Source organism: Amycolatopsis sp. NPDC058986, from assembly GCF_042741125.1.
Lineage (GTDB): Bacteria > Actinomycetota > Actinomycetes > Mycobacteriales > Pseudonocardiaceae > Amycolatopsis.
Genome location: NZ_JBHYJW010000049.1, coordinates 54,567 through 74,915, shown reverse-complemented (window position 1 = coordinate 74,915; position 20,349 = coordinate 54,567). Strand labels below are relative to the sequence as shown.

22 protein-coding genes are annotated in these 20,349 nt (G+C 67.5%); 5 read left to right on the top strand and 17 right to left on the bottom strand.

Annotated elements, in window-relative coordinates:
- Window positions 1–124 precede the first annotated feature (124 nt).
- Window positions 125–790, bottom strand: a complete 666-nt coding sequence (locus tag ACFW0G_RS33675) for a DUF2269 family protein (RefSeq protein ID WP_378329500.1) — start codon at window positions 788–790, stop codon at window positions 125–127.
- Window positions 791–862: 72 nt separating this feature from the next.
- The gene (locus ACFW0G_RS33670; RefSeq protein ID WP_378329499.1) at window positions 863–1,840 is read right to left on the bottom strand and encodes a sugar-binding transcriptional regulator; all 978 of its coding nucleotides are present in this window, start codon (window positions 1,838–1,840) and stop codon (window positions 863–865) included.
- Window positions 1,841–1,966: 126 nt separating this feature from the next.
- Here ACFW0G_RS33670 and ACFW0G_RS33665 point away from each other — a divergent pair, with 126 nt between their 5' ends.
- The 4 genes from ACFW0G_RS33665 to ACFW0G_RS33650 are packed head-to-tail and all read left to right on the top strand — an operon-like array spanning window position 1,967 to window position 6,066.
- Window positions 1,967–2,971 carry a zinc-dependent alcohol dehydrogenase family protein gene (locus ACFW0G_RS33665; protein WP_378329498.1) on the top strand — a complete coding sequence of 335 codons (1,005 nt, stop codon included), beginning with the start codon at window positions 1,967–1,969 and terminating at the stop codon, window positions 2,969–2,971.
- Window positions 2,964–4,301 carry an ABC transporter substrate-binding protein gene (locus tag ACFW0G_RS33660; RefSeq protein WP_378329497.1) on the top strand — a complete coding sequence of 446 codons (1,338 nt, stop codon included), beginning with the start codon at window positions 2,964–2,966 and terminating at the stop codon, window positions 4,299–4,301. The genes ACFW0G_RS33665 and ACFW0G_RS33660 overlap by 8 nt, the downstream gene beginning before the upstream one ends.
- Window positions 4,301–5,239, top strand: a complete 939-nt coding sequence (locus ACFW0G_RS33655) for a carbohydrate ABC transporter permease (RefSeq protein WP_378329496.1) — start codon at window positions 4,301–4,303, stop codon at window positions 5,237–5,239. Before ACFW0G_RS33660 ends, ACFW0G_RS33655 begins: the two co-directional genes overlap by 1 nt.
- A complete protein-coding gene (locus ACFW0G_RS33650; RefSeq protein ID WP_378329495.1) occupies window positions 5,236–6,066 on the top strand; it encodes a carbohydrate ABC transporter permease in 831 nt (276 codons plus the stop codon). The genes ACFW0G_RS33655 and ACFW0G_RS33650 overlap by 4 nt, the downstream gene beginning before the upstream one ends.
- A gap of 82 nt (window positions 6,067–6,148) precedes the next feature.
- On the opposite strand, the gene ACFW0G_RS33645 is transcribed toward ACFW0G_RS33650, so the two are convergent.
- The 5 genes from ACFW0G_RS33645 to ACFW0G_RS33625 are packed head-to-tail and all read right to left on the bottom strand — an operon-like array spanning window position 6,149 to window position 11,301.
- Window positions 6,149–6,343 carry a ferredoxin gene (locus tag ACFW0G_RS33645; RefSeq protein ID WP_378329494.1) on the bottom strand — a complete coding sequence of 65 codons (195 nt, stop codon included), beginning with the start codon at window positions 6,341–6,343 and terminating at the stop codon, window positions 6,149–6,151.
- Between the two features lie 13 nt (window positions 6,344–6,356).
- Window positions 6,357–7,598, bottom strand: a complete 1,242-nt coding sequence (locus tag ACFW0G_RS33640) for a cytochrome P450 (protein ID WP_378329493.1) — start codon at window positions 7,596–7,598, stop codon at window positions 6,357–6,359.
- Window positions 7,599–7,611: 13 nt separating this feature from the next.
- The gene (locus tag ACFW0G_RS33635; protein WP_378329492.1) at window positions 7,612–8,820 is read right to left on the bottom strand and encodes a cytochrome P450; all 1,209 of its coding nucleotides are present in this window, start codon (window positions 8,818–8,820) and stop codon (window positions 7,612–7,614) included.
- An 11-nt stretch (window positions 8,821–8,831) separates the two neighbouring features.
- Window positions 8,832–10,043, bottom strand: a complete 1,212-nt coding sequence (locus ACFW0G_RS33630; protein ID WP_378329491.1) for a cytochrome P450 — start codon at window positions 10,041–10,043, stop codon at window positions 8,832–8,834.
- Between the two features lie 10 nt (window positions 10,044–10,053).
- Window positions 10,054–11,301, bottom strand: a complete 1,248-nt coding sequence (locus ACFW0G_RS33625; protein ID WP_378329490.1) for a cytochrome P450 — start codon at window positions 11,299–11,301, stop codon at window positions 10,054–10,056.
- A gap of 179 nt (window positions 11,302–11,480) precedes the next feature.
- Between ACFW0G_RS33625 and ACFW0G_RS33620 the strand changes: the two genes are divergently transcribed.
- A complete protein-coding gene (locus ACFW0G_RS33620) occupies window positions 11,481–12,131 on the top strand; it encodes a TetR/AcrR family transcriptional regulator (protein ID WP_378329489.1) in 651 nt (216 codons plus the stop codon).
- Window positions 12,132–12,147: 16 nt separating this feature from the next.
- On the opposite strand, the gene ACFW0G_RS33615 is transcribed toward ACFW0G_RS33620, so the two are convergent.
- The 10 genes from ACFW0G_RS33615 to ACFW0G_RS33570 all read right to left on the bottom strand — a co-directional run bounded on the left by ACFW0G_RS33615 (window position 12,148) and on the right by ACFW0G_RS33570 (window position 20,284).
- Window positions 12,148–12,738, bottom strand: a complete 591-nt coding sequence (locus ACFW0G_RS33615) for a hypothetical protein (RefSeq protein ID WP_378329488.1) — start codon at window positions 12,736–12,738, stop codon at window positions 12,148–12,150.
- Window positions 12,739–12,740: 2 nt separating this feature from the next.
- Window positions 12,741–13,499, bottom strand: a complete 759-nt coding sequence (locus ACFW0G_RS33610; RefSeq protein WP_378329487.1) for a hypothetical protein — start codon at window positions 13,497–13,499, stop codon at window positions 12,741–12,743.
- Between the two features lie 26 nt (window positions 13,500–13,525).
- Complete coding sequence (locus tag ACFW0G_RS33605; protein ID WP_378329486.1) at window positions 13,526–13,843, bottom strand: hypothetical protein; 318 nt, start codon at window positions 13,841–13,843, stop codon at window positions 13,526–13,528.
- The gene (locus ACFW0G_RS33600) at window positions 13,840–14,568 is read right to left on the bottom strand and encodes a hypothetical protein (protein ID WP_378329485.1); all 729 of its coding nucleotides are present in this window, start codon (window positions 14,566–14,568) and stop codon (window positions 13,840–13,842) included. Before ACFW0G_RS33600 ends, ACFW0G_RS33605 begins: the two co-directional genes overlap by 4 nt.
- 128 nt (window positions 14,569–14,696) lie before the next feature.
- Window positions 14,697–15,566, bottom strand: coding sequence for an aldehyde dehydrogenase family protein (locus ACFW0G_RS33595; RefSeq protein ID WP_378329484.1), 870 nt, complete (start codon window positions 15,564–15,566; stop codon window positions 14,697–14,699).
- Complete coding sequence (locus ACFW0G_RS33590) at window positions 15,559–16,992, bottom strand: aldehyde dehydrogenase family protein (RefSeq protein WP_378329483.1); 1,434 nt, start codon at window positions 16,990–16,992, stop codon at window positions 15,559–15,561. The genes ACFW0G_RS33595 and ACFW0G_RS33590 overlap by 8 nt, the downstream gene beginning before the upstream one ends.
- The gene (gene deoC / locus ACFW0G_RS33585; RefSeq protein WP_378329482.1) at window positions 16,992–17,966 is read right to left on the bottom strand and encodes a deoxyribose-phosphate aldolase; all 975 of its coding nucleotides are present in this window, start codon (window positions 17,964–17,966) and stop codon (window positions 16,992–16,994) included. The genes ACFW0G_RS33590 and deoC overlap by 1 nt, the downstream gene beginning before the upstream one ends.
- A gap of 42 nt (window positions 17,967–18,008) precedes the next feature.
- Window positions 18,009–18,380: a hypothetical protein gene (locus tag ACFW0G_RS33580; protein WP_378329481.1), complete on the bottom strand. Its 372-nt coding sequence runs from the start codon at window positions 18,378–18,380 to the stop codon at window positions 18,009–18,011.
- Window positions 18,381–18,466: 86 nt separating this feature from the next.
- Complete coding sequence (locus ACFW0G_RS33575; RefSeq protein ID WP_378329480.1) at window positions 18,467–19,627, bottom strand: serine hydrolase domain-containing protein; 1,161 nt, start codon at window positions 19,625–19,627, stop codon at window positions 18,467–18,469.
- A 39-nt stretch (window positions 19,628–19,666) separates the two neighbouring features.
- Window positions 19,667–20,284: a DUF1707 domain-containing protein gene (locus ACFW0G_RS33570; protein WP_378329507.1), complete on the bottom strand. Its 618-nt coding sequence runs from the start codon at window positions 20,282–20,284 to the stop codon at window positions 19,667–19,669.
- Window positions 20,285–20,349: the final 65 nt, after the last annotated feature.

Here is a 20,349-nt window from a genome sequence, read left to right as displayed (position 1 = left end):
GCCACCTTATGGGCGTCAGACGCCCATAAGGTGGCCTTGACGGCATTCGGGACCCCCGGGTGGGAGCGGCGAACTCGCGTGATTGGGCGGAGATCTCGCGTGATTGGGCGGAGATCTCGCGTGATCAGGTGGGGGAGAGGCGGAGGCGGGTGGGGCGGGTGAGCAGGACGGTGGCGAGCATGAGCAGGGAGAGGGCGGGGAGCGGGTAGCCGAGGAGGAGGCCGGCGGTGGTGTCGGCGAGCGGGGCGGCGATTCCGGCGGCGAAGATCCAGGCCGGGGCGGTGCGGGGTTTGGCAGTGGGCGACCACGAAGTCCGCTTGCCGGGTTTGGCGACCGAGAGCCAGGCCTGGAAGGCGAGAACGCCGGCCATCAAAGCGGTTCCGGCGATCAGCGGCCAGCCGATCGGGACGGGCGCACCCGCGCGGGCCGCCTCGACGGAGTCGCGTAGCGCACCGGAAAGCAGGAAGATCCCGGCGTAGAGCTGCGCCAGCGTCAACACGAACTTCGTGAGCACCCACCAGTGCCGGAAGAATCCCCACGCGGTCGAGGCGGCGAGCAGGATGCCGGTGAACGCGGCGGCGTTGGCCATCGGCGCGAGCAGCGTCGTGTCCAGCACGTGCGCCATCGACGTCGCGCTGACCCGCACCCGCGGATCGTCGGTGGTCGCGCCGAGCACGAGCAGCGTCATCAGCGCCAGCGCCTCGCCGATCCAGACGACCGACGACAGCACGTGCAGCCACACCACGGCCTGTCGCCAGCGTGGAGAGGTCTTCTTCGCGGGCACACTCACGGTGTCCAGGATCGCGACCCGGCGGGCCCGGCACATCCGGCGAAATCACCCAGCCGACCCCGGAATCCGGGATCAGGGCGGGGAGGCCTTGGCCAGTTCGAGCAGCGGGACGGCCGCCGCGGTGTCGGTGATCAGCGTGGTGACGATGCCGGAACGCAGGACCGCGTCCACCGCCGCCGCCTTCGGCTCGCTGTACCCGAGCGCGATGACCTCGGGGATCGCGCGCAGCTCCTCGGTGCTGATGGCCAGGACGTGGTGGGCGAGCCCGGTGGAGAGCGCCGTGCCGTCGGCCGCGAACAGCCGCGCGGCGACCTCCGCGGTCGCGCCGCGCTCGGCGATCGCCGAGCGTTCGGCCTCGTCCAGCGCGTCGTACACCGTCGACTCGTTCGGTTGCCACGCGCCGATGCTGACCACGGCCTTGGTGAGGTTCTTGAACTGCGCGAACGTCTCCGCGATCCCGGGCTGGCGGCGCAGCGTCTCGGTGGTGCGCCGGTCGGGCAGCACCAGCGGTCCGAACATCGGGTACGCGTCGCCGCCGGACACCGACGTCACGCGGCTGACGGTCTCCACCGAGCGGCCCCGCATGTCCATCCCGGCCTGCACTCCGCACAGTTGCACGATCGGGCAGCGTGGCAGTGCCCTGATTTCCTCGGTCATGGCGTTGACCGAGCGGGCCCAGGACAATCCGATGATGTCGTCCTTGGTCGCGATGTCCTCCAGGAGCCGCGCGGCGAGTGTCCCGATCTTCTTGCGGACGATCTCGCGGGGCTCGCTCTCCCGCGCTCGTTCGAGCACGAGAACCCGGTCGAGCCGGTATGCGGAACGCAGCTCCTCCGACAGGACGACGTCGACAGGGGACGGCATTCGGAACTCGATCCGGACGAGCCCGGTTTCCCTGGCCTTGTCCAGCATCCTGGCGATCTTGAACCGGCTCACGCCGAACTCGTCGGCGATCTCCAGCTTCGACTTCCCACGCACGTAGAAGCAGTAGGCGACGCTGGCCAGGTCGAGCGAGTCGGCCAGACTCGATGCAACGGAACGAGCGCTCATCTGAGCATTATAGCGTGAAAACTCGGCGAAAGGTTGACGTACCACCAGGCAAAACCCTGTAATGCCTACACATGCCAGCCGCACGATAGATCAATGACGCTCATACGAGCGGATGAAGGGAGAGGCATGCGTGCCGCGATCGTGGACCGTCCCGGGGAGATCAGGGTCGGTGAGGTGCCCGATCCGAAGCCCGGGGAACGGCAGGTCGTCATCAAGGTGGGTGCCTGCGGGATCTGCGGGACGGATCTGCACATCGCCGACGGCCACTTCCCGCCCACGCCCTATCCGATCGTCCCCGGCCACGAGTTCGCCGGCGAGATCGTCGAGCTCGGCGCGGACGTGCCGGGCGAATGGCGGATCGGCGACCGGGTCGCGGTCGACCCGTCGCTGTTCTGCGGTTACTGCACGCCGTGCCGGTCCGGGCACGGCAACCTGTGTGCCAACTGGAACGCCACCGGCGACACGGTGAACGGGGCCTTCGCCGAATACGTCGCCGTCCCCGCCGCCACCTGCTACCGCATGCCCGACACCATGACCTGGGAACAGGGCGCGCTGGTCGAGCCGGTTTCCTGTGCGGTGCACGGCGTGCGCAAGATCGGGGTCGAGGCCGGCGAACGCTTCCTCGTCGTCGGCGCGGGCACGATGGGGCTGATCATGCAGCAGTTGCTGCAACGCGCGGGGGCGCGGGTCACGGTCGTCGACCGCAACGCCGACCGCCTGCCGCGTGCCACCCGGCTCGGCGCCGAGGCCGTCGCGAGTGACGTCGCCGAGCTGAACAGCGAGAAGTTCGACGCCGCCGCGGACTGCACCGGTGCCGCTCCGGCCATCGAAGCCGCGTTCGACTCGCTCCGCCGAGGCGGGCGGCTGCTGATCTTCGGTGTCGCGCCCGCCGAGGCCCGTGTCGCGCTCTCGCCGTTCCGTATCTACAACGACGAGATCACCGTCGTCGGCTCGATGGCCGTGCTGAACAGCTTCGGTACCGCGCTCGACCTCGTCGCGAACGGCGCCGTCGACACCGGCGCGCTGCTCACCGACACTCTGCCGCTGGAGCGCTATCCCGAGGCACTCGACCTGATGCGCAGCGGAGCGGGCCTCAAGGTCCAGGTCCTCCCGGGGGCGAGTGGTGCGTAGGCTCGGATACCTGCTGGCGGCGGTGGCCCTGCTGGTCACCGGATGCGCGGGAGCGGGCGCGGCGGGCGGCGGCGGCCGCACGCTCGTCATCGCGATCGTCGCCAACCCGCAGATGAAGGACGCGATGGCGTTGTCCTCGGAGTTCGAGAAGGCCAACCCGGGCGTCAAGCTGAAGTTCGTTTCGCTGCCGGAGAACCAGGCACGGGCGAAGATCACCGCGTCGACGGCGACCGAGGGCGGCGAGTTCGACGTCGTCATGATCAGCAACTACGAAGCGCCGCAATGGGCCGCGAACGGCTGGCTGGAGAACCTCGAACCGCATATGGCCGCCACGCCCGGATACGACAGGAACGACTTCATCCCGAGCATCCGGCAGTCACTGTCCTATAAGGACCAGATGTACGCTGTCCCGTTCTACGGCGAATCGTCGTTCCTGGCCTACCGCAAGGACCTCTTCGAGAAGGCCGGGCTGACGATGCCCGCGAAACCGACCTGGCAGCAGATCGCCGAGTTCGCCGCGAAGCTGGACGACAAGGCGAACGGTGTCGCCGGGATCTGCCTGCGCGGAAAGCCCGGCTGGGGCGAGAGTCTCGCGCCGTTCACCACGGTCGCGAACACCTTCGGCGCGCAGTGGTTCGACAAGGGCTGGAACGCCAAGCTCACCAGCCCGGAGTTCAAGGCCGCCGCGGAGTTCTACGTGAACCTCATCCGCGAGCACGGCGAGGTCGGCGCCGCCAGCGCGGGCTTCTCCGAGTGCGGCACGAACTACACCCAGGGCCAGGCCGCGATGTGGTACGACGCCACGGTCATGGCAGGGACCAACGAGGACCCGGCGAGCAGCAAGGTCGTCGGCAAGTCCGGCTACGCGCCGGCACCGGTGGAGAAGACGCAGGCCAGTGGCTGGCTCTACACATGGTCGCTGGCCATTCCCAAGGTGGCCAAGGACAAGGACGCGGCCTGGAAGTTCATGGCGTGGATGACGGACAAGGCGTTCGTGCAGAAGGTCGGCACCACCTACGGCTGGAACCGGGTCCCGCCGGGTGTCCGGCAGTCCACTTACGACATTCCCGCCTACCGTGACGCCGCGAAGGCCTACGCGCAGCCCACTTTGGACGGTATCGCCGACGCAAACCAGCAGAAGGCGATGGCGAATCCGGTGCCGTACCCCGGAATCCAGTTCGTCGGGATCCCCGAGTTCCAGGATCTCGGCACCCGGGTCAGCCAGCAGCTCTCGGCGGCGATCGCCGGACGGGAGTCCGTGGACGAGGCGCTGAAGCAGGCGCAGCAGTACGCCGAAACGGTTGGTAAGTCCTATCAGGAGGTTCGGTGATGTCCACGATCTCCGTCCCCGCTCGCACCGAACCCGCCGAACCCGCGAAGGCCAAGGCCGAACGCCGGGGGCTGAGCACGGCGGCCAAGCGGCGGCTCCCGCTGCTGCCCGCACTGATCTTCGTCATCGCGGTGACCCAGCTGCCGTTCCTGCTCACCGTGTTCTACTCGTTCCAGTCGTGGAACCTGGTGCGCCCCGGCTCGCGGCACTTCGTGGGCCTGCGCAACTACGTCGACGTCTTCACCGACATGACGTTCCTCGGCGCGCTGCTGAACACCGTCGTGCTCACGGTGGTGTGCGTGTTCGTTTCGCTGCTGCTCGGGCTGGGACTCGCGATCCTGCTGGACCGCAAGTTCCTCGGCCGTGGCGCGGTGCGGACGCTGCTGATCACGCCGTTCCTCATCCTGCCCGCCGCCGGCGCGCTGCTGTGGAAGACGACGATGTTCCACCCGAAGTTCGGGTTGCTGCACTTCGTGTTCGGCACCGACGTCGACTGGCTCTCGCAGTTCCCGCTCGCGTCGGTGATGGTGCAGGTCGTGTGGCAGTGGACGCCGTTCATGATGCTGCTGATCCTCGCCGGGCTGCAGAGCCAGCCGAAGGACGTGCTGGAGGCCGCGTCGGTCGACGGCGCGGGCCGCTGGCGCACGTTCACCGCGATCACGCTGCCGCATCTGAGCCGGTTCCTGCAGCTGGCGACGTTGCTCGGCGCGATCTACATCGTGAACAGCTTCGACGCGATCTTCCTGATGACACAGGGTGGTCCCGGTACCGCGAGCACGAACCTGCCGTACTACATCTACCAGCGCGCGTTCGAGGGCTTCGACGTCGGGCAGTCCTCGGCGATGGGCGTGGTCGTGGTCATCCTGACCATGATCGTGGCGACTTTCGCGCTGCGCCTGATGTTCCGCACCTTCTCCGTGGACGGGGGCGTGAAATGAGCACACTCACCACGAAACGCCGTTTCGGGGCGGGATCGCTGACCGCCGTCACCTGGGTACTGGCGATCCTGTTCGTGTTCCCGCTGATCTGGATGGTCATCACCGCGTTCAAGCAGGAGGCCGACGCCTCCACCGATCCGCCGAAGGTGATCTTCAGCCCGACGCTCGATCAGTTCGCCGGGGTGATCGACCGCGGTTTCCTGCCCTACCTGGCGAACTCCGCGTTCGTCACGGTGATTTCGACGCTCCTGGTGCTGCTGCTCGGCGTCCCGGCCGCGTACGCGCTTTCGCTGGCGCCGGTGAAGGGGACGTCGAACGCGCTCGGGTTCTTCCTGTCCACGAAGATGCTGCCGATCGTGGCCGCGATCATCCCGCTGTACGTGATTTCGCAGAACGTCCAGCTGCTGGACAACGTGTGGGCGCTGGTCATCCTCTACACGTCGATGAACCTGCCCCTGGCGATCTGGATGATGCGCTCGTTCTTCCTCGAGGTCCCGAACGAGATGATCGAGGCGGGCCGGATCGACGGCGCGAAACTGCCGACGCTGCTGTACCGCGTGATCATGCCGGTGGTGGCGCCCGGTATCGCGGCGACGGCGTTGATCTGCGTCATCTTCTCCTGGACGGAGTTCTTCTACGCGGTGAACCTGACCGCGGCACGGGCGGGCACGGTACCGGTGTTCCTCGTCGGCTTCATCACCAGCGAGGGCCTGTACTGGGCGCAGCTCTCGGCCGCCGCGCTGCTGGCGTCCCTGCCGGTGATGATCGTCGGCTGGATCGCGCAGAACCACCTGGTCCGCGGCCTGTCCATGGGCGCGGTGAAGTGAGCTGAAGGGGACTTTCGTCGCGTAAGGCGCGCTGAAGGGGACTTTCCTCGCGTGGCATGCGAGGAAAGTCCCCTTCAGCAGCTCACTCCTGGAGCGACAGTGCCTGGCTCGGGCAGACGTGCACGGCCTCGCGGGCCTTCTCGACGAGTTCGCCCTCCGGCTTGTCGTCGAGCACGATGACCGTGCCGTCCTCTTCGCTCTGGTCGAACAGGGCGGGCTCGGTCAGTACGCACTGACCCGCGCCGACGCACTTCCCGGTGTCCGCGATGATCTTCATTTCGTCTTGCCTCCTACCAGGTGACCGGCAGCCGGTGCAGACCGTAGATGGACGCGTCGTCCTTGAACGGCAGGTCGTCCACGCCGGCGGCCGGTTTCAGTTCGGGAATACGATGGAACAACGTGTCGAAGACGATCTGGAGTTCCAGTCGAGCCAGGTTCTGCCCGAGGCACTGATGGAACCCGAAACCGAACGCGACGTGGTGGCGCGCGCCGCGTTCGATGTCGAACGTCTCCGGGTCCGCGAAGTGTTCGGGGTCCCGGTTGGCGATGTGCCCCAAGGCGAGGACACCCTCGCCGGCACGAATGGTGACTCCGCCGATCTCGGCGTCTTCGACGCAGAACCGCGCGACGAAGGTGTCGACGATCGTGAAGTACCGCAACATCTCCTCGACGGCGTCGAGGGTCTTTCCCGGATCCGACCGGATGGCCGCCAGCTGGTCCGGGTTCTCCATCAGCATGAGCGCGCCGAGGGAAATCATGTTCGCGGTGGTCTCGTGGCCCGCGATGAGCAGGAGGAAGGCCAGCGCGACCATCGCGCTGTGCCGGTAGGTGCCCTCCTCACGCCGCTTGACGATCTGGCGGCCGAAGAGGTCGTCGCCGGGTGACGCCTCCTTCGCGGTGATCAGCTCGTCCAGGTACGCGATGATGGCGTCGACCGAGGCCTGCCGCTCCTCGGGCCCGATCGCCTGGTCGAGCGTCTTCGCCGAATGCCGCTGGAAGTACTCGTGGTCTTCGTAGGGGACGCCGAGTAGTTCGCAGATCACCAGTGATGGCACGGGCAGGGACAGTGCTTGGACGAGGTCGGCGGACCTCTTTCCGTGGTGCAGTGGTCCGGCGAGCATGGCGTCGATGTGTTCGTCGACGATCTGCTGGATCCGGGGCCGGAGGGCTTCCATGCGGCGGACGGTGAATTCGCCGAGCACGGCACGGCGGGCGGGCCCGTGCTCCGGTGCGTCGAGCGTCAGGATGCTGCGCTCGTCGACCGGCAGCCGGATCGCGCCACCGGCCGTCAGTGCCGGGAACCGAGGGTCCCGGCGGTTGGCGCTGAACCGGTGGTCGGTGAGCAGCGCGCGCACGTCCGCCAGCCGGGACAGCGCCCAGGCCTCCCGGCCGTCGGGCAGCCGGACCTTGGTGATCGGCTGCTCCTCGCGGATGCGCCGGTACTCGTCCGGCGGCGCGAACGGACAGCCGCGCGCGATCGGGAACTCCGGCGGAACGGCAGGGCTTTCCGCGGCGTGGATCGTCTCGGTCATGCGGCCCCCTACCTCACCATGTCACCGGGAGTTCGTACAAACCATAGATCGACGCGTCGTCCTTGAAAGGCAGATCATCGACTTTCCCAGTGTGCTTCAGCGTGGGAATCCTGCGGAAGAGGGTGTCGAAGACGATCTGGAGTTCCATCCTGGCGAGGTTCTGCCCGAGGCACTGGTGCGGCCCGAACCCGAACGCGACATGGTGCCGTGCCCCGCGCTCGATGTCGAACGAGTCCGGGTCCGCGAAGGCATCGGGGTCCCGGTTCGCCGAGTAGCCGAGCGCGAGCACGCCGTCGCCCGCCCGGATGGTGACGCCGCCGACCTCGGCGTCCTCGACGCACAGGCGCGCCGTGACGACGTCGGCGATCGTGAAGTACCGCAGCAGTTCCTCGACGGCGTCGAGGGTTTTGCCGGGGTCGGCCTTGATCGCGGCGAGCTGCTCCGGGTGTTCCAGGAACGCGAGCGTGCCGAGCGAGATCATGTTCGCGGTGGTCTCGTGCCCGGCGAGCAGCAGCAGGAATCCCGTCGCGACCAGCGCCGGACGCCGGTAGGTGCCCTCCTCGCTGAGCTTGACGATCTGGCGGCCGAGCAGGTCGTCGGTCGGGTCCGTTTCCTTCTGGGCGATCAGGTCGTCCATGTAGTGCTCGATGGCCTGGAACGCCGCCCTGCGTTCCGGCTGCGGGGTGTCCCGCTTGAGCATCGTCGCGGTGCGCTGCTGGAAGAACTCGTGGTCTTCGTACGGGACGCCGAGTAGTTCGCAGATCACCAGTGACGGCACGGGCAGGGACAGTGCCTTGACGAGGTCGGCTGGCTGGGGCCCGGCCAGCATCGCGTCGATGTGTTCGTCGACGATCTGCTGGATCCGCGGGCGCAGGGCTTCCATGCGGCGGACGGTGAATTCGCCGAGCACGGCACGGCGGGCGGGCCCGTGCTCCGGCGCGTCCATCGAGACGATCGACTTCTCGGCGTCCTTGTCCCGGACGCGGGCGCCGGCGACGAGCAGCGGGAAGCCGGGGTCCTGCCGGTTGGAGCTGAACCGGCGGTCGTTCAGCACCATCCGGACGTCCTCGTGCCTGCTGACCACCCAGGCCCATTTGCCGCCGGGGAGGCCGATCTTCGAGATCGGCTCCGCCTCGCGGATTTCCCGGTATTCCGGCGGCGGCGCGAACGGACAGGTCCTCTCCAGCGGGAATTCGTGCGTGTGCTGCAGAGTTTCGGTCATGACGGTGCTCCTCACCAGGTCACGGGAAGCCGGTACAGGCCGTAGATCAAGGCGTCGTCCTTGAAGGGCAGCTCGTCCATGCTCGTGGCGAGCTTCAGTGTCGGAATCCGCGCGAAAAGGGTGTCGAAGACGATCTGGAGTTCCATCCTGGCGAGGTTCTGCCCGAGGCACTGGTGCGGCCCGAAGCCGAACGCGACGTGGTGGCGGCCGCCGCGTTCGATGTCGAGGGCGTCCGGGTTCTCGAACGGCTCCGGCGCGCGGTTCGCCGAGTAGGCGAGCGCGAGCACGCCCTCGCCCGCCCGGATGGTGACGCCGCCGACCTCGGTGTCCTCGACGCACAACCGCGGGATCCCGTCGACGATCGAGGAGTACCGCAGCAGTTCCTCGACGGCGTCGAGGGTTTTGCCGGGGTCGGCCTTGATCGCGGCGAGCTGCTCCGGGTGCTCCAGCAGCGCCACCGTGCCGAGCGAGATCATGTTCGCCGTCGTCTCGTGGCCCGCGACGAGCAGCAGCCGGGCGAGTTCGACCACTCCCTCGTGGTCGTAGACGCTGTCGTCTTCGCGGGATTTGGCGATCTGCCGGCTGAGCAGGTCGTCGCCCGGCTCGGATTCCTTGCGGGTGACCAGTTCGTCGAGGTAGTCCCGGATCGCGGTGAACGCGGCGCGGCGTTGCTCGATGGTGGACTCGCGTTTGAGGGCCGTCGCGGTGTGCGCCTGGAAGTGCTCGTGGTCCTCATAGGGGACGCCGAGCAGCTCACAGATCACCAGGGACGGCACCGGCAGGGACAGCGTTTCCACCAGGTCCACCGGCTTCGGCGAGGAGAGGATCGCGTCGATGCGCTCGTCGACGATTTCCTGGATGCGAGGCCGCAGGGCTTCCATGCGGCGGACGGTGAACTCGCCGAGCACGGCACGCCGGGCCGGTCCGTGCTCCGGCGCGTCCATCGCGATGATCGACCGCCGGTCCGTGATCCGCGCGCCGCCCGGGATCTGGCTCGGGAAGTCGGGGTGCAGCCGGTCGGAACTGAAGTGCCGGTGGTCGGTCAGCACCGCGCGGACGTCCTCGTGCCGGGTCAGCACCCAAGCCTCTTTGCCGTTCACCAGGGTGACCTTCGAGATCGGCTCTTCCTCGCGGATCTGGCGGTATTCGGCGGGCGGTGCGAACGGACATTCCCGCGCCATGGGGAAGTTCGGAGTGGTCGTGCTGTCGAGAGTCTCGGTCATGATCGGCTCCTCACCAGGTCACGGGAAGTTCGTGGAGGCCGTAGATTTGCGAGTCGTTCTTGAACGGCAGTTCGTCCACGCTCGTGGCGAGTTTCAGCGTGGGAATCCTGCGGAAGAGGGTGTCGAAGACGATCTGGAGTTCCATCCTGGCGAGGTTCTGCCCGAGGCACTGATGCGCGCCGAAACCGAAGGCGACGTGGTGCCGCGCACCGCGCTCGATGTCGAGGGTGTCCGGATTCTCGAACGCGCTTTCGTCCCGGTTGGCCGAATTGCTCAGCCCGATGACGCCCTCGCCCTTCGGGATCACCACACCGGCGATCTCGACGTCTTCGGTGGTGACCCGCGACGTCGCGAACTCGGCGATCGTGAAGTACCGCAGCAGTTCCTCGACGGCGTCGGGGGTTTTGCCGGGATCGGCCTTGATCATGGCGAGCTGGTCCGGGTTCTCCAGCAGCGTCAGCGTGCCGAGCGAGATCATGTTCGCCGTGGTCTCGTGCCCGGCGATGAGCAGCAGGAACGCCGTGGCCACCAGGCCGAGATGGTCGACCTCGCCGGTTTCACGCTGCTTGACGATCTGGCGGCCGAGCAGGTCGTCACCCGGCGCGGCCTCCTTCGCGGTGACCAGCTCGTCCAGGAACTTCCGCAGCTCGTCGGACGCCTGCTGGCGCTCGGGGGCGTCGGCCTGGCGGTTCAGCAGTGTGCTGCTGCGCTGCTGGAAGAATTCGTGGTCTTCGTAGGGGACGCCGAGTAGTTCGCAGATCACGAGCGATGGCACGGGCAGGGACAGTGCTTGGACGAGGTCGGCGGACCTCTTTCCGTGGTGCGGTGGTCCGGCCAGCATCGCGTCGATGTGCTCGTCGACGATCTGCTGGATCCGCGGCTGCAAGGCCCGCATGCGCTTCACGGTGAACTCGCCGACGACCTCACGGCGCGCTTGCCCGTGCTCGGGCGGGTCCATGTTGATCAGCGACACCCTGAACGGGTTTTTCCTGGTCTCCTCGTCCGTCTGCTGGAATCGCTCGATCATCAGCGGGAACCCGGGATTGAAGCGATTGGAGCTGAACCGTGGGTCGGTGAGCATGGTGCGGACGTCCTCGTGCCGGGTCAGCACCCAGGCGCGCTGCCCGGACGGCAGGGCGGCCATGGCGACCCGCCCCTCGTCCCGCATGCGGGAGTACTCCGGTGGCGGACTGAACGGGCAAGTCCGTTTCGCCGGGAAGGACGTGACGGGCGCGGCAGAACTGGTCAATTCGGTCATGTGCGGAGCCCCAATCCGGACGAAATGTATGTGGAGGGTTACATTCCGGTTATGCTCCCCAAGGTACTCAAGCGGAAGGTCTTCGTCCACTCGCGAAAGGGTGACCATTTGTGCATCGAGTCTGTCGCCAGCTACCCGTGCGAGAATCGGGCGGCCGGAGCGAGTTGAGAGGCGAGCGCATGACCGTTGACCCCGAGATCACCCTGCGGGCCGACGCGCGCCGTAACCGTGACCAGATCATCGCGGCCGCGCGGGCCATCTTCGCCGACGCCGGGCCCGAGGCCCCGATGGAGGAGATCGCCCGCGCCGCCGGGGTCGGGGTCGGCACGCTCTACCGGCGCTTCCCGGACCGGGACGCGCTGATCAGGGCCGTCGCGGTGGAGAACTTCGAACGCGTCCTCATCGACGCGCGTGCCGCCGCCGCGGAGAAGTCGACGGCGTGGGAGGCGCTGGAGTGGTTGTTGCACCATTCGGTCGAACTGCAGTTGAGCATTCAGCTGGCGATGCTGTCGCCGCGGGCCCTCGTCATCCTGAAGACGGATCCTCAGATCAGGAAGCACCGCGCCGAGTTGATGGACCTTTTGTCCGATCTGGTACGCGGTGCCCAGGACGAGGGCGTCCTCCGCGCCGACGTCGCCGCGGGTGACATCGCGATGATGTGCGCGGTGCTGATGCGCCAGAACCGCGCGAAGTCGGAGGACGTGGCCCGGATGGCGGCGGAGCGCTGCGTCGGCATCATGCTCGACGGCCTGCGGGCACGTCCGGGAACCCCGCTGCCCGGCCGGGCCCTCACCGCCGATGACCTGGACATGCTGCGCCGGCACCAGTGACGCGGTGCCGCGCCCGCTACCACCGACGAGCCGGGCCTGCCCAGCGTTCGTCGGCGACCGCCTTGGCCAGCCTGGCATCGGATGGCCTGAGAAGGCGCCAACCGACCACGAGATTGACGGTCATGAGTGCGACGATCGCGATCGGGATCGACAGGTACAGGACGACGGGTGTGGTGTACCCGATTTCGGGCCGGAATTCGTCGCCCTTGCGCTCGACGTCCGGAATGAACGCCGCATAGAAGATCAGTGTGCCGAACAGCGCTCCGCCGATTGCGCCGCCTAGAATTCCGGTGCTCAGCAGCGCTGAGCGCTTGTTCAGATAGTTTCCGGACAGACTGGCCGAGGAAACGGCGAGCGTGAAGCCGGAGAGCACCATTGCCGCGGCGACCAGGATGGCCATGGTGATGGGCAGCATGTCGGCTGGCGTATGCGAGGGTTGCAGTCGTCGTCCGCCCACCCACAGGGTGATCCCGGCCAGCAGGCCGAACAGCGCACCGGGGACGCCGAGCCAGGGGAGCCTGTTGACACGAGCGGCCCATGCCGGGGGAAGCCAGAGGTGGGTGTGCTCCCGTTTCGCGGGCGGCGGTGGATACGGCGGCGGATGCATGGTCAGCCAGTCCGCCAGTCGCCGGGGTGTGTCATCTTGTCGAACTGCGTCATCGCCCAGTTCTTACCCAGGTTCCTGACCTTGTCGTCGATGGCCATCTGCTGAGTGGTAATGAGATTCGTCAACGTTTGTACTGCGCCGATGGCTTGAAAGATACCGGCGACTCCCGCACCGATGGTGGTGAGAATGAGTGCGACAGCTGCCGGCAGTCCGACTACCGTGAGCGCGCTGGCGATAGTTGCGCCGATTCCTATGGCGAGCCCGATGAGGATCCCGTTCACGGTCACCCAGAAGCTGTCGATTCCGTTGGCCAGGTCCGTCAGGGAGTTGCGAATCTGAAGGCCGATGTCCTTCATGGCATTGAGGCCGTTGACCTGAGCGGGCACGGTTGTTTTGTAAGTCTCCGCCGCACGTCCATGCCATTCCGTGTTGGTCTGGAGTTTTTCAAGGGCAACATTTCCTGCGGCTTCACCGTAGGGATTTCCGACTTTCTCTGCCCACTGTGTTGCGAAAAGACGCAACTTGTCGGTATTGCCCTTGTTGTGCCAGAATTCGTTGACCTTGTTCTGGAACTCCAGGTAACGCTTGTCGACCGCGTCGATCTGTTGCTTTATGGGCTCGATCATGTGCGAAAGGATGTCGGGTACCCAGGACAGGATGTCGTTGACCCGATCGAAGAACTGCCGGATCTTGTTATCGATTTCCTTGAGCTTGGCGATCGCTGCCTCGATGACGGCGTTGCCGCTGTCGGCGGACGTCATGTTCCTCCCCTTGGGTCCGTGACCTGTCAGTTGCCATCAAGGACACCGCTGATGCGATTCCCGTGCTCCTCCTCGGTGCGCTCGTACATTCCGGCCGCGTTGCGGAGCACCTCGGCGAGAGCATCGAAGTTCACGGCGGCCTGCTGGGACATATCCTGGAGGAGTTGCCGCATGTCGTTGTACTGCCGATGAAAACCTGCCCGTGCCGCGTAGCTCATCACGTCGTCTTCGGCCAGTGACATCGCCGCGATCTCCCGGGTAGGGCCCAGGAGGCTATCGGCGGCTTGATTCCACACCTTCGCGTCCGATCGTAAGGCTTCCAAGGCCACTTCGGTGTCGCTCATTGCCGGTCGTCTCCTTCGGGTTCAGTAGGGGAACTTCGCGGGATGAGGCCGGTGCGGCGCATCAGGCGTTGCGGGTCGAAGAGCAGGCTCATGATCTCGTTGATGGCCGGGCTGTCCGGGATGACCTGGTTCGGAGCGCCTTCTGTGTGGAGAGCTTGAAGTACGTCAAGGACTTCGCTCTCGATTTCGGCATTGCGTGCAGACGCCGCCCAGTTCGGATCGATCGAGCACTCGGTGATTCGGCCATTCAGCGCAGTTCCTGACACGTGACCACCCGCGCTTTCGCGGGAGACAGGTGAGTCGACGTTGGCTGTGGCCCGCTCCATGAACTGTTTTATTTCGGCGTCGGCTGCTTGAGAGAGGCGGTCCATGTCGGCGGCGGTCAGCGGTGATTCTTCAGCCTGGCTCGCGTCGCTGGAGGACCACATGTGGAGGTCATGTCCCTGCGGGTTCTCCACTTGCCAGGCGAGCGCCTGCATTGTGGCGGTGTTGGCGGCGGCCACCACGCTGCCGTGTAGGGCCCTCGGGTCGACCGACTGCTTCCAGCCTGGTTCGAGCTTCACGGCGATCGGCTGTCCGGTCGACGCGATGTGCACAGTGATGATCGCATCGCCATCACTGCCGGTGATGCTCTCGGTGTCCTCGGACTGCGGATCCGACGTTGACGGTGGCTGGTCCTCTTCCCACTCGTCGTCCTCTTCGAAGCCCCACCGTTCCTCGTCCATCAGCGACCCTCCCAGCGCTGTGTCCTGGTCGCTAACGTAACACGTGACGAGTAAGTCACGCTCCGTGATCGACGGAGCTTTGCAGTGTGTCTCTGAGGCGCGAGCCCGCCTCAGAGACACACCTGTGGTCAGACGCCGGTGGGGTGCCAGACGGTCTTCGCTTCCAGATAGCGGCGCAGCCGGGACAGGTCGGGCGCGGTGGTCCAGTCCGGTTCGGCATTCGGCACGGTCAGGACGCGTTTCACCGTGCCGGCGGCTTCGCGGGCGAGGTCGGCCCGGTCGGTGGGTGCGGCGCCGGTGGGGTCGAGGGCGTTGACGTCGCCGTGGGAGGCGAGCCAGGGGCCCAGTTCGGCGGCGCGGCCGGTGAGGATGTTCGCGACGCCGCCGGGAAGGTCCGACGTGGCAAGGACTTCCGACAGGGTGATCGCGGGCAGCGGACGTTCGGCGCTGGAGACGACGACCGCCGTCGAGCCGGTCGCCAGTACTGGCGCCAGGACACTGACCAAGCCGAGCAGCGACGACTGCTGCGGCGCGAGCACGCCGACGACGCCGGTCGGTTCCGGGACGGTGAACGAGAAGTACGGCCCCGCGACGGGATTCGCCGCGCCCAGCACGGTCGCGATCTTGTCCGTCCAGCCCGCGTACCAGACCCACCGGTCGATCGAAGCGTCCACAAGGGACTGTGCCTTCTTCGCGGTGACGCCCTCGGACGCGCCGACCTCGCTGATGAACTGCTCGCGGCGGCCCTCCAGCATCTCGGCGACGCGGTAGAGCACCTGGCCGCGGTTGTACGCCGTCGCCGACGACCAGCCGCCGAACGCCTTGCGTGCCGCGACCACCGCGTCCCGCACGTCCTTGCGCGAGGCGTGCGCGGCGTTCGCGAGGAACTTCCCCTTCGGATCGGCGACCGGGTACACCCGCCCCGATTCCGAGCGCGGGAACTTCCCGCCGATGTAGAGCTTGTACGTCTTGGCGACGGACAGCCGGGTCTCAGACATCGAGGTACGCCTCCAGCCCGGTGCGCCCGCCCTCGCGGCCGAATCCGGATTCCTGATAGCCGCCGAACGGTGCGGCGGGGTCGAAGCGGTTGAAGGTGTTGGCCCAGACGACGCCCGCGCGTAGCTGGTTCGCCATCCACAGGATCCGGGAGCCCTTTTCCGTCCAGATCCCGGCCGACAGCCCGTACGGCGTGTTGTTCGCCTTGGCCACCGCCTCGTCCGGAGTGCGGAACGTCAGCACCGAAAGGACCGGCCCGAAGATCTCCTCGCGGGCGATCCGCATCGACTGGTGCACGTCGGAGAACACCGTGGGGGCGAAGAAGAATCCGCGATCCGGCACCGGGCACGGGCTCGTCCAGCGCTGCGCGCCCTCGGCGTCGCCCGACTCGACGAGGCCCTTGATCTTCGCCAGCTGCTCGGCGGAGTTGATCGCGCCGATGTCGGTGTTCTTGTCCAGCGGGTCGCCGAGCCGCAGCGTCGAAACACGGTGGCGCAGCTTGTCCAGCAGCTCGTCCACAATGGATTCCTGGGCGAGCAGCCGGGAACCCGCGCAGCAGACGTGGCCCTGGTTGAAGAAGATCCCGTTGACGATGCCCTCGACGGCCTGATCCAGCGGCGCGTCCTCGAACACGACGTTCGCCGCCTTGCCGCCCAGTTCCAGTGTCAGCTTCTTCGGCGTGCCCGCGACCTGGCGCTGGATCAGCTTCCCGACGTCGGTCGAGCCGGTGAACGCGATCTTGTCCACATCGGAATGCTCCACAATGGACGAACCAATGTCACCGGCGCCGGGCAGGATGTTGACCACGCCCGGCGGAAGCTCGGCCTGCTGGCAGATCTCGGCGAAAACCAGCGCCGTCAGCGGCGTGGTCTCGGCGGGCTTCAGCACCACCGTGTTGCCGGTGGCCAGCGCGGGCGCGATCTTCCACGCCAGCATGAGTAGCGGGAAGTTCCACGGGATGATCTGACCCGCGACGCCGAGTGGCCGCGGCGAAGGTCCGTAGCCCGCGTAGTCGAGCTTGTCGGCCCAGCCCGCGTGGTAGAAGAAGTGCGCGGCGGCCGTCGGCACGTCGGAGTCACGCGACTCCTTGATCGGCTTGCCGTTGTCCAGCGTCTCCAGCACGGCCAGCTCGCGCGAGCGTTCCTGGATCAGCCGCGCGATCCGGAACAGGTACTTCGCCCGCTCGGTGCCCGGCATCTTCGACCAGACAGTGTTGTACGCCTTGCGGGCCGCCTTGACCGCGGTGTCCACATCGGACACCGAAGCGGTACCGACCTCCGCGAGGACCTCTTCGGTGGCGGGGTTGATCGACTTCAGCGGCTCACCCGAGCCGTCGACGAATTCGCCGTTGACGAACGGCCGGTAATGGTCCTTGAGATTCGCGATGGCGCGCGATTCCGGCGCGGGCGCGTAATCGAAAACGGGCATCAGTCCACCGTCACGTAGTCGGGGCCGCTGTAGTGGCCGTCGGTCTGGGTGCGGCGTTGCAGCAGCAGGTCGTTGAGCAGGCTCGACGCGCCGAAGCGGAACAGGTCCGGGGTCAGCCACTGCTCGCCGGCGACCTCGTGCACCGCGACCAGGTACTTGATCGCGTCCTTGGTGGTCCGGATCCCGCCCGCGGGCTTGACGCCGCGGAGTTCGCCGGTATGGGTGAACCAGTCGCGCACCGCCTGCAGCATCACGTGCGTGACGGGCAGTGTCGCGGCGGGGGAGACCTTGCCGGTGGAGGTCTTGATGAAGTCGCCGCCCGCCAGCAGCGCGAGCCAGGAGGCGCGGCGCACGTTGTCGTACGTCGCCAGCTCGCCGGTCTCCAGGATGACCTTGAGGTGTGCCTCGCCGCAGGCGGCCTTCACCGCCTGGATCTCCTCGAAGACGTCCAGGTAGCGGCCTTCGAGGAAGGCGCCGCGGTCGATCACCATGTCGACCTCGTGCGCGCCCGCGTCGACGGCGATCTTCGTGTCGGCCAGCTTGATCTCGCGGCTCGTGCGCCCGGCGGGGAACCCGGTCGCGACGCTCGCGACGTGCACGCCGCTGCCTTTCAGCGCTTCGACGGCCGTCGCGACCATGTCCGGGTACACGCACACGGCACCGACGCGCGGCGTGTCCGGCCGCTCCGGGTCGGGCCGCAGCGCCTTGGCGGCGAGCGCGCGGACCTTGCCGCGGGTGTCGGCGCCCTCGAGCGTGGTCAGGTCGACCATGGAGATGGCGGTGTCGATCGCCCAGCGCTTGGCGTCCTTCTTGATGCTGCGGGTGGCCAGGCCCGCCGCGCGCTGCTCGACACCGACCTGGTCGACGCCGGGTAGCCCGTGCAGGAACCGGCGCAGGCTCGCCTCGTCGCGAGTCGCGTCCGTCAGCGGTGCCGGGGTGGCCGGCACCGCTGACGAGCTGGTCGTAGCTGTCATACCCGTGAGTGTAAGCGGCGGGTCCGACACCGGCCGACGTGCTCAGGCAGGGAAGGGCTGGGGCGCGAACGGCGGGATCGGGCCGGGGCCGCCGCCCGGGGCGAAGGGAGGCACCGGGCCGGGGCTGTCGTCGGCCGCGAACGGCGGGATGGGAACCGGAGTGTCCGCGAGCGTGACCTCCCCGGCCTTCGGGCGGCCTGGCAGCTTGGCAGGCGCGAACGTGCCGGGCGGCTCGCCCTCGTTACCGCGCAGCGCCGGGATCGGCTGGGGAGTGTCGGCCAGCGCGGGCCAGGGTGACGGGCCGACGTTCTTGGTCGGCGGGCCGCCCTCCGCGAAGGCGGAGGCGGGCAGCGCCGCGAGAGCGAGGGCCCCGGCCAGCAGGCCGGTGGTGACGATTCTCGAAAAGATCCGCATACCGTCCGAGTCTGCTGACGCCACCACGCCCCGGCCCGCCCTCGGACACCGGCGCCGGGGCGGAACCGGATGCCCGATCGGGCGAGCTACAGCGACATCGCGACGAGCGGAGCCGAAGCCACTGGAACCGCGCAGAACTCGTTCACGAACGGCAGCTGCCGCTTGACCGCCTGCTCCTTGTTCGCGGTGAGGTCGATCGTCGCGAGCGTGCTGATCTGCTTCGGGCCCGAATCCGCGACGAAGCTGAAGGTGTTGAACCCCGGCAAGTCCCCGCCGTGTCCCCAGACGATCGTGGGCTTCCCGCACACCTTGCCCAGGTCGATCTTCATCAGCCCGAGCCCGTAGTCGAGGCCCGTGTCGCCGAGCGTGACGTCGATCGCGCGCACCGTCTTCTTCATTTCCGCGAGTTGCGCGGGCGGCAGCAGTTTCCCGTCGAACAGGGCCCGGAAGAAACGGTTCAAATCCCCGGCGCTGGAAATGACCTGACCAGCGCCGAAATAGCGCGTGTAGTTGTAGGTCGTGACGTCGGTGCGCGCGTGCGGCGCCGGATACAACTGCTCGTAGCCGTGCGCGGCGGCGTGCGGCAAGAACGGGAAATCGCCGGGGATGAACGTGTCGTGCAGGCCCAGCGGCCCGGTGATCCGCTCGGCGAGGACGCGCGCCAGCGGCTGGTGGGTGAGCTTCTCGACCAGCATGCCGAGCACGTTGTAGCCGGTGTTCGAATACGACCACGCCGTGCCCGGCTTGAACAGCAGTGGGTGTTTCGTGCTCAGCCGGACCTGCTCGGCCGGGTCGAAATGGACGAACCGCTCGGTGTCGATCTCCGGCAGCGAACCCCAGCCGTCCTCAGGGGCGAGGTCGCGCGGGACGCCGCTGGTGTGCTGGAGCAACTGCCGGACCGTGACCGGCTCGGCGTACGGCAGCACCCCGGGCAGCCGCTCCTGGATGACGTCTTCGAGTGACACCCGATGTTCGCCGACGAGTTGCAGCACGAGCGTCGCGGTGAACGACTTCGACACGCTCGCGACGCGGAACCGGCCGGACGAATCGGGCTTGCCGGGACGGCCGACCTCCCGGACCCCGCTGGCGCCGCGCCAATCCGGCGCCACCGCGACCATGCCGGGAATCCCGGACGCCACCGCTGCGTCCATCGCGGCCTGTCGCGGGTCGGTGCCGGCGTGCGCGGTGCCGGTGAACACCGTGGCGCACGTGGCGATGGACAGGACGAAACCGAGTGAACGGCGCATCGCTTCCCCCTCGATGAATGCCGTCCAGCGTAGCAAAAATCAGGCTTCGAGCTGAGGACTTTCGTCCCGCTTTGCGGGCTTGCGATAGACCGTGACGCCTGCCCAAAAGGCCAGTCCGTTGATGCGGACGGTCGGTGCCGTGGGCGGCGCGGGCGGCGTGCCCGCCCTGTCCTGCAGCTCGAACGCGCCCATGAAGCCGACCCCGGTGACCTCGACGTTGACGTCGTCGGGGACGACGATGTCGATGCCGCCCATGATCGCCACCGCGGTGATCGTGCATTCGCGCTCGGCGAACCGGGCCCGGCGCAGGTCGATGTCGACGCCGCCCCAGAACGCGAAACTGTTGTGCTGCGGCGGAAGTACCCAGCTGCCCTTGCGCGTCGCCCCGGACATGATCGCGATCGACGCCTGCGAGCCGGGATGCCCGCCGATCCGCTCGTCGGGCAGGCCGAGCGCGCGTGACGTCGCGGGTTCGATGACGCCGGACGCGGTGGTCGCGGGCAGATCCGCGGTGACCGGTTTCAGCTCGCCGGCCGTCTTCGCGGCGTACACCGTGCTGAGGCGTTCTTCGAGTTCGTTGACCGTGATGCGGCCCTCGGACAGCGCGGTGTGCAGCACCTGCGCGACGCGCTCGCGGTCGGCGTCGGAGATGCGCATCTGGTCCGGCGGGACGGCTGGCTGATCGCTCACCCCGCGTAGCCTAGACCCATCCGGGGTCACCG

Bases quoted from the DNA above. Each gene is read 5' to 3' on its own strand.
- ACFW0G_RS33630 (WP_378329491.1), bottom strand. From the start codon at position 10,043: ATGACCGAGACTCTCGACAGCACGACCACTCCGAACTTCCCCATGGCG.
- deoC (WP_378329482.1), bottom strand. From the start codon at position 17,966: ATGACAGCTACGACCAGCTCGTCAGCGGTGCCGGCCACCCCGGCACCG.
- ACFW0G_RS33640 (WP_378329493.1), bottom strand. From the start codon at position 7,598: ATGACCGAGACGATCCACGCCGCGGAAAGCCCTGCCGTTCCGCCGGAG.
- ACFW0G_RS33655 (WP_378329496.1), top strand. From the start codon at position 4,301: ATGTCCACGATCTCCGTCCCCGCTCGCACCGAACCCGCCGAACCCGCG.
- ACFW0G_RS33670 (WP_378329499.1), bottom strand. From the start codon at position 1,840: ATGAGCGCTCGTTCCGTTGCATCGAGTCTGGCCGACTCGCTCGACCTG.
- ACFW0G_RS33600 (WP_378329485.1), bottom strand. From the start codon at position 14,568: ATGGACGAGGAACGGTGGGGCTTCGAAGAGGACGACGAGTGGGAAGAG.
- ACFW0G_RS33665 (WP_378329498.1), top strand. From the start codon at position 1,967: ATGCGTGCCGCGATCGTGGACCGTCCCGGGGAGATCAGGGTCGGTGAG.
- ACFW0G_RS33590 (WP_378329483.1), bottom strand. From the start codon at position 16,992: ATGCCCGTTTTCGATTACGCGCCCGCGCCGGAATCGCGCGCCATCGCG.
- ACFW0G_RS33610 (WP_378329487.1), bottom strand. From the start codon at position 13,499: ATGACGTCCGCCGACAGCGGCAACGCCGTCATCGAGGCAGCGATCGCC.
- ACFW0G_RS33595 (WP_378329484.1), bottom strand. From the start codon at position 15,566: ATGTCTGAGACCCGGCTGTCCGTCGCCAAGACGTACAAGCTCTACATC.
- ACFW0G_RS33605 (WP_378329486.1), bottom strand. From the start codon at position 13,843: ATGAGCGACACCGAAGTGGCCTTGGAAGCCTTACGATCGGACGCGAAG.
- ACFW0G_RS33570 (WP_378329507.1), bottom strand. From the start codon at position 20,284: ATGCGCATCTCCGACGCCGACCGCGAGCGCGTCGCGCAGGTGCTGCAC.
- ACFW0G_RS33650 (WP_378329495.1), top strand. From the start codon at position 5,236: ATGAGCACACTCACCACGAAACGCCGTTTCGGGGCGGGATCGCTGACC.
- ACFW0G_RS33625 (WP_378329490.1), bottom strand. From the start codon at position 11,301: ATGACCGAATTGACCAGTTCTGCCGCGCCCGTCACGTCCTTCCCGGCG.
- ACFW0G_RS33575 (WP_378329480.1), bottom strand. From the start codon at position 19,627: ATGCGCCGTTCACTCGGTTTCGTCCTGTCCATCGCCACGTGCGCCACG.
- ACFW0G_RS33580 (WP_378329481.1), bottom strand. From the start codon at position 18,380: ATGCGGATCTTTTCGAGAATCGTCACCACCGGCCTGCTGGCCGGGGCC.
- ACFW0G_RS33615 (WP_378329488.1), bottom strand. From the start codon at position 12,738: ATGCATCCGCCGCCGTATCCACCGCCGCCCGCGAAACGGGAGCACACC.
- ACFW0G_RS33620 (WP_378329489.1), top strand. From the start codon at position 11,481: ATGACCGTTGACCCCGAGATCACCCTGCGGGCCGACGCGCGCCGTAAC.
- ACFW0G_RS33635 (WP_378329492.1), bottom strand. From the start codon at position 8,820: ATGACCGAAACTCTGCAGCACACGCACGAATTCCCGCTGGAGAGGACC.
- ACFW0G_RS33645 (WP_378329494.1), bottom strand. From the start codon at position 6,343: ATGAAGATCATCGCGGACACCGGGAAGTGCGTCGGCGCGGGTCAGTGC.